Below are 5,564 nucleotides of genomic sequence, written 5' to 3' on the forward strand. Positions count from 1 at the left end.
GGAACCTCTAAAAATTCAGCCCTAAATTTTCACTTTTTCTAACAAAATGAATTTGTTAGTTGAGCTGTAAAGTATGAAATACTTGCTTTGCTGCATCTTCTACTAATTTATTGTTGAATTTGGCTTCTTCGGTAAATTGCGTACTCATGATTGCCATCACAATCGGTTTGCGATTTGGTATGCGAACCACCGCAATATCATTGCGTACACCATATTTACCCGCCCCGCTTTTATCGTACACTTTCCACGATGTTGGCGTAGCAGCGCGAATCAATGGATTGCCTGTTGCGTTATTGTCCAACCAATTCCACAAAATCGTTTTTTGCGATTCGGTTAATGTGTTGCCCAATAAATACGCATTTAAATTCATCGCCATTTGTTTGGGTGTACTCGTATCACGAATATCGTTGGGTTTGGCTTGATTTAAATCGGGTTCTAGCCGATTGGCATGGGTTACGTTATCGCCTAATTGTCGCAAAATACGTTGATATTGTTCCACGCCACCCAATTCTTTGAGCAGCAAATTGGTCGCGGTGTTGTCGCTAAACCGCACGGCTGCTTCACATAATTGGGCAATCGTCATGCCTTTGCCAACGTATTTTTGGGTTTCGGGAGAATAACTAACCAAATCTTTTTGGCTATATGAAATGGTACGATTTAAATCTTTTTCAGGCAGCGATTGCAACACCGCCCCAGCCAACAACGCCTTGAAAGTGGACGCATAAGCAAAGCGTTCATCTGCACGATAAGACAAAGAATGTCCCGTTTCTGTATCCCATACATAAACGCCAATTCGGGCTTGATACTGCTGTTCCAAATTCGCCAAAGTCTGTTGAAAGGTGGCTTGTGTGGCTGATTGTTGCACAGGCGCACTAGCAGGCTGCGGATTAGACGTTACCGAATGAACAGAATTGGGCGAACAAGCCGTTAATGTCAGCAATAATAATGTGCCGATTTTTAACTTATTAAACATAAATTATCCTTTGATTTTACTAAATAAATTTCTTTTCAGGCAGCCTGAAAAATAATTTTACCAATCACGCGGGGCAATCAATTCTACACCATCTGCGTCATCAAAACCATAAGCTTGGGCAATAAATTCCATGGTTTCGCCAAAACAATCACGCGCAACTGTTTCAATTTCGCTGTCATTTTCATCAAATTCATCTTGCAATTCATTGAGTTGCTCGGTGGCTTCGTGCGTGATGGCATACAGCGCGTCTAAATTGTCGGGTTGTTCTTGTTCAATGCGTTGGCACACATTCAAAAAAATAGCTTTGCATTTATCAACCAAAAAATTGGGAAAATAGCCGTCATCATACATTCCACGCAGAAAATCGTATGATTGAATTTGCGGATTTTGAATGTTCATCTTGTTTCCTTATTTTATGGGTTATGAATGTTCAGGCAGCCTGAAACGTATTATTCAACTTGAATTGTCAAAACTCATCGCCAATAACGATAGGGTAGTGGCGCATACCAAGGATGAAACACAGGATATGCCCAATCACGGCTAAGCTGCGCACGGCGATAATATTGCTGATAACCCAAAGCATGCGATTGCTGAATCTCAAGCAGACCAGCTTCAGGGCAGACTTGATTGAGTGAATAACCGCGCTGACCGATCTCATAGGCATTGCCTTTGGTGCAGTAGCTATTTAAGCCAATTTGCCGCCCCGCTTCCCAAGTCTTGATAATCTCAGGTGTTAATTTGATGGCTTGACACTGCTTTTGATGGCGACTAATTTCATAAGGATAGCGACCTGCTTTGCCATCTTCGATACCGACAGCATGCCAATCGGGTGCAGCGCAATCGATTTGGGGCTGCTGTGCGGTGGTCGCGCAGCCAGTGACAATGGCAGATAAACCAAAGGCGGATAAAAGCGCAAGTTTTTTCATAACAGACCTTAAATGATGGCGCAATTTTGTTGATAAGTCGCTGAAGAGATCAGATATTCTACGATACTTTGGTAGGTGTGATCAATTTACCCATCAGCTTGGGTGATGCAAATTAAGATGATTCAAAGCCACACTAAGCCAATACAATATCCCAAGATGTCAAATCCAAGCAGCATGAGGCGGGCAGCCGCTTGGATTTGGATAAGATTATGACAGTGATTGACCAACGCCACGGCAATTCAAAGTATGCTCAGTGCCTGCAATGGTCACAGCCAAAATGGCATCACGACCTTTGGCATGCCATTCATACAGGCTGTTTGGGTTGGTGTGGTTAACAAAACGCATACCAGAGCCGCTCACTGCTGAGTTCATGGTGATCTCTTGATTTAGTAGTTTCCAACTTGGGACATTGATGGATAGGACAGCACGATCACTCTGTGGCTGATAGTTGGCGATGACGCTGGCATTGTCATCACATTGATAAGTCGCAATCAATCGCTTTTGTTGAGCGCTGTCAGCGGTGGTATTGACAGAGGCAGTCTGGGTGTTGATCGGCGAAGTGGCACAGCCTGTAATGGCAAGAGCGGCCAGAGTCGTACAAGCAAGTAATTTTTTCATCTTCATATCCTTTAATTGAGTTAAGAATGGTCAAATGCCATGCATTTGGGTGAAAATTAGCTATGTGTCGTATGGCTTTATTATATGCCAAATTCTGCTCGTGTGGATGGCAGTTGGCCTCAAAAACTGTAATAAATATGTCACCAATATTACCCAAATCTTACACCATTAACCGATACAGCTTTGCAAAAAAATAGGCCGGCGAATGCCAGCCTAATAGATCGCGATGACTCATTCAGTCACGCTGTTACCAGTAGGGATAAAGCCTTCGCCAGAATCTTTGGCGAGTACAGGATGATCAGCATTAGGAATGCTGCTGCGCAGAATTAAATACCCTAAGATGCCCGCGATGATCGAACCTAAAATGATGCCCAGTCGCGGATCGAACTCATCTGGAATGCCGCCAAAAGCCAATCCTGAGATAAACAAACTCATCGTAAAGCCGATGCCGCATAGCAGTGATACGCCATACAGCTGCTTGATGGTAGTGCCTTTTGGCAATCCTGCCAAGCCCAGTTTTAGGCATAAGAATACCGCTGCCATGACACCGATTTGTTTGCCGATGAGCAGTCCTGATGCGATGCCAAGCGGTACAGGATGCAGTAGGCTATCTACACTCGTTCCGGCCAGTGAAATGCCAGCATTGGCAAAGGCAAACAGCGGCAGCACCCCAAACGCCACGGTGTTATGCAAATCATGCTCCAGCTCTTCAAGCGGTGAATGTTCTGGATCACGCTTGTTACGCAGTGGAATAAAAAATGCCAATAGCACGCCTGCCAAAGTCGCATGCACCCCTGATTTTAGCATCGCAGCCCACATAATCAGACCGATCATCAAATACGGGGTCAGACGCACCACGCCCATTTTGTTTAATAGGTACAAAAACGGCAAGCAGACTGCCGCCACACCCAATGAAAACAGCGATAAATCCGCGGTATAAAACAGCGCAATGATGATAATCGCACCCAAGTCATCAAAAATCGCGATCGACACCAAAAACACCTTTAGCGCATTTGGCACGCGATTACCAAGCAGACTAATCACACCCAAAGCAAAGGCAATGTCGGTCGCTGCAGGGATCGCCCAGCCAGCCAGATGCTCAGGATTTTGATAGTTAAAAGCAGCATAGATCAAAGCTGGTACGATCATCCCGCCGACAGCCGCTAAGGCAGGCATGAGAATCTGTTTAAGATCGGATAATTCACCAATCAACGCCTCTCGCTTTAATTCCAATCCCACCAAAAAGAAAAATATCGCCATCAAGCCATCATTAATCCAATGATGCGCATCTTTGGCAATTTCAAAAGCACCGATCTGAACCACCACAGGCACATGAATGAAATCATCATACAGCCATTGTAGCGGCGAGTTCGCAATGATCATGGCAAGGATCGCAGCGAGGGCAAGAATGATGCCGCCTGCTGCTTCTAATTCTAAAAATCGCTTAATTCGTGCAAACATATCAATCCCAACTAAAGTGTCACAAATGAGACATCACTCACCTGTCACACTGGCAGTAAATTTATCGCTAACTGTAACATAAAAATAAGGTAAGGATAAAGACTAAGTTACAAAACTTAGCGCAATTTATGAAATTTTTTATGGTTTGAATCCAGATTGAGCTGATTTTTTGGTGTTATGGGCTGATCTATGTCGATACACAGCCGGACTTGGCTGTTAAAATTGTCCAAATCATTGGCACAGTTTTGATCCAGCGTTATAATAGCCAAGGGCTTTTGGCTTTAATAAAATGACTTAATGGATGGGGTGGTAGTGGATATTCAGCTTGGCTTAGAGATATTGGTGCTGTTATTTGGCGTGGCGATGCTGGCAGGCTTCGTTGATGCGATGGCAGGGGGTGGTGGCTTATTGACCATTCCTGCCCTGTTGTTATCTGGTGTGCCACCGATCGCCACCCTTGCCACCAATAAGCTGCAAGCATCGGCAGGGTCATTCTCAGCCAGTCTAACGATGATCAAAAAAGACGTCGTACATCCTGCCCAAATCAAGATTGCTTTATTGATGGCTTTTGTGGGTTCGGCGATTGCCACGGTGTTGGTGCAATTATCCCCACCTGAGATGTTAAAAGTCATCATTCCATTTCTTGTTGCTGGAGTGGGGCTATATACGCTATTTGCCCCAAGCTTGGGTGAAATTGAAAGCATGCCCAAAATCAGCCAAAGCACGTGGCAAAAAACCATCGTACCGCTGATTGGCTTTTATGATGGCTATCTAGGACCGGGGACAGGGACATTTTTTGCATTGTCCAATGTGGCGCTGCGGGGGATGGATCTGATACGAGCCACAGGCACTGCCAAGCTACTCAACTTCGCGACCAATATCGCCAGTCTGATTTTCTTTATTCTAGGTGGTCAGGTGCTATGGAAAGTGGGCTTTGTGATGATGGCAGGGCAGATTATTGGGGCGTTTTGTGGCTCGCAGATGGTGGTCAAAGGCGGTGCCAAATTTATCCGTCCTGTGATTGTGCTGATGTGCTTTGCGATGGTGGTGCGGTATGTGTTTTGGTGATTGGGGATAAAAATGCGTTATGCGATGTTACTTCGTGGGGTGAATATGATGGGTAAAAATACGCTAGTAATGAGCGATTTTGCTTATCATTTGACGGCACTGGGTCTAAACAATGTGGCTTATTATATCAATAGTGGCAATGTATTTTTTGATAGCCGAATATCTGTGGATAAACTTTATGCTAAGATTGCTCACTGTCTTTTGGATATACATGGATTGAAGGTGGATTTTGTGCTGATTTGTGCCAAAGACTTGCAGGATGAATGGCAAAATCTACCACTATTTTGGCAGGATAAAACGCTCGGGGCTGTACTAGAATAACTCTCATGTTATACTAGTTTTATGAAGATAACCCATTGTAAACTAAGTAAAAAAGTACAAAAAAGACTGCTTGAATTTTTTTGTACTTGAAGTTACTGCTCATTCGGCAGCTGATTTACTACAAATACACCCAAATTCAGCAGCTTTATTTTATCATAAAATCAGACTTGTGATAGAATACCATCTTAATCTTAAGG

The 5,564-nt window shown here is 44.0% G+C and carries 7 protein-coding genes and 1 pseudogene; 3 read left to right on the forward strand and 5 right to left on the reverse strand.

The window, feature by feature from the left end:
• Nucleotides 1–55: 55 nt before the first annotated feature.
• The 5 genes from AZ602_RS09530 to nhaA all read right to left on the reverse strand — a co-directional run bounded on the left by AZ602_RS09530 (nucleotide 56) and on the right by nhaA (nucleotide 3,978).
• Nucleotides 56–973, reverse strand: a complete 918-nt coding sequence (locus AZ602_RS09530; protein WP_103034696.1) for a broad-spectrum class A beta-lactamase ROB-5 — start codon at nucleotides 971–973, stop codon at nucleotides 56–58.
• Between the two features lie 57 nt (nucleotides 974–1,030).
• Nucleotides 1,031–1,372, reverse strand: a complete 342-nt coding sequence (locus AZ602_RS09535) for a DUF5713 family protein (RefSeq protein WP_075592508.1) — start codon at nucleotides 1,370–1,372, stop codon at nucleotides 1,031–1,033.
• Between the two features lie 74 nt (nucleotides 1,373–1,446).
• On the reverse strand, nucleotides 1,447–1,899 hold the full coding sequence (locus tag AZ602_RS09540) for a DUF2799 domain-containing protein (RefSeq protein ID WP_103034697.1): 453 nt from the start codon (nucleotides 1,897–1,899) through the stop codon (nucleotides 1,447–1,449).
• A 207-nt stretch (nucleotides 1,900–2,106) separates the two neighbouring features.
• Nucleotides 2,107–2,517 (reverse strand): MliC family protein, encoded by a 411-nt coding sequence (locus AZ602_RS09545; RefSeq protein ID WP_103034698.1) that lies wholly within the window; start codon nucleotides 2,515–2,517, stop codon nucleotides 2,107–2,109.
• A gap of 231 nt (nucleotides 2,518–2,748) precedes the next feature.
• Nucleotides 2,749–3,978: a Na+/H+ antiporter NhaA gene (nhaA, locus tag AZ602_RS09550; RefSeq protein ID WP_103034699.1), complete on the reverse strand. Its 1,230-nt coding sequence runs from the start codon at nucleotides 3,976–3,978 to the stop codon at nucleotides 2,749–2,751.
• A gap of 297 nt (nucleotides 3,979–4,275) precedes the next feature.
• Between nhaA and AZ602_RS09555 the strand changes: the two genes are divergently transcribed.
• The 3 genes and pseudogenes from AZ602_RS09555 to AZ602_RS09565 all read left to right on the forward strand — a co-directional run.
• Entirely contained in the window at nucleotides 4,276–5,046 is a 771-nt protein-coding gene (locus AZ602_RS09555; RefSeq protein ID WP_369803890.1) for a TSUP family transporter, read from the forward strand.
• Nucleotides 5,047–5,058: 12 nt separating this feature from the next.
• Nucleotides 5,059–5,367, forward strand: a complete 309-nt coding sequence (locus tag AZ602_RS09560; protein WP_103034700.1) for a DUF1697 domain-containing protein — start codon at nucleotides 5,059–5,061, stop codon at nucleotides 5,365–5,367.
• Between the two features lie 21 nt (nucleotides 5,368–5,388).
• Nucleotides 5,389–5,564, forward strand: a pseudogene (locus AZ602_RS09565) (IS1595 family transposase); the annotation flags it as partial.

It is taken from the genome of Moraxella sp. RCAD0137 (assembly GCF_002894025.1).
GTDB classification, from domain to species: domain Bacteria; phylum Pseudomonadota; class Gammaproteobacteria; order Pseudomonadales; family Moraxellaceae; genus Moraxella; species Moraxella porci.

Bases quoted from the DNA above. Each gene is read 5' to 3' on its own strand.
- AZ602_RS09530 (WP_103034696.1), bottom strand. From the start codon at position 973: ATGTTTAATAAGTTAAAAATCGGCACATTATTATTGCTGACATTAACG.
- AZ602_RS09535 (WP_075592508.1), bottom strand. From the start codon at position 1,372: ATGAACATTCAAAATCCGCAAATTCAATCATACGATTTTCTGCGTGGA.
- AZ602_RS09540 (WP_103034697.1), bottom strand. From the start codon at position 1,899: ATGAAAAAACTTGCGCTTTTATCCGCCTTTGGTTTATCTGCCATTGTC.
- AZ602_RS09545 (WP_103034698.1), bottom strand. From the start codon at position 2,517: ATGAAAAAATTACTTGCTTGTACGACTCTGGCCGCTCTTGCCATTACA.
- nhaA (WP_103034699.1), bottom strand. From the start codon at position 3,978: ATGTTTGCACGAATTAAGCGATTTTTAGAATTAGAAGCAGCAGGCGGC.
- AZ602_RS09555 (WP_369803890.1), top strand. From the start codon at position 4,276: ATGGATGGGGTGGTAGTGGATATTCAGCTTGGCTTAGAGATATTGGTG.
- AZ602_RS09560 (WP_103034700.1), top strand. From the start codon at position 5,059: ATGCGTTATGCGATGTTACTTCGTGGGGTGAATATGATGGGTAAAAAT.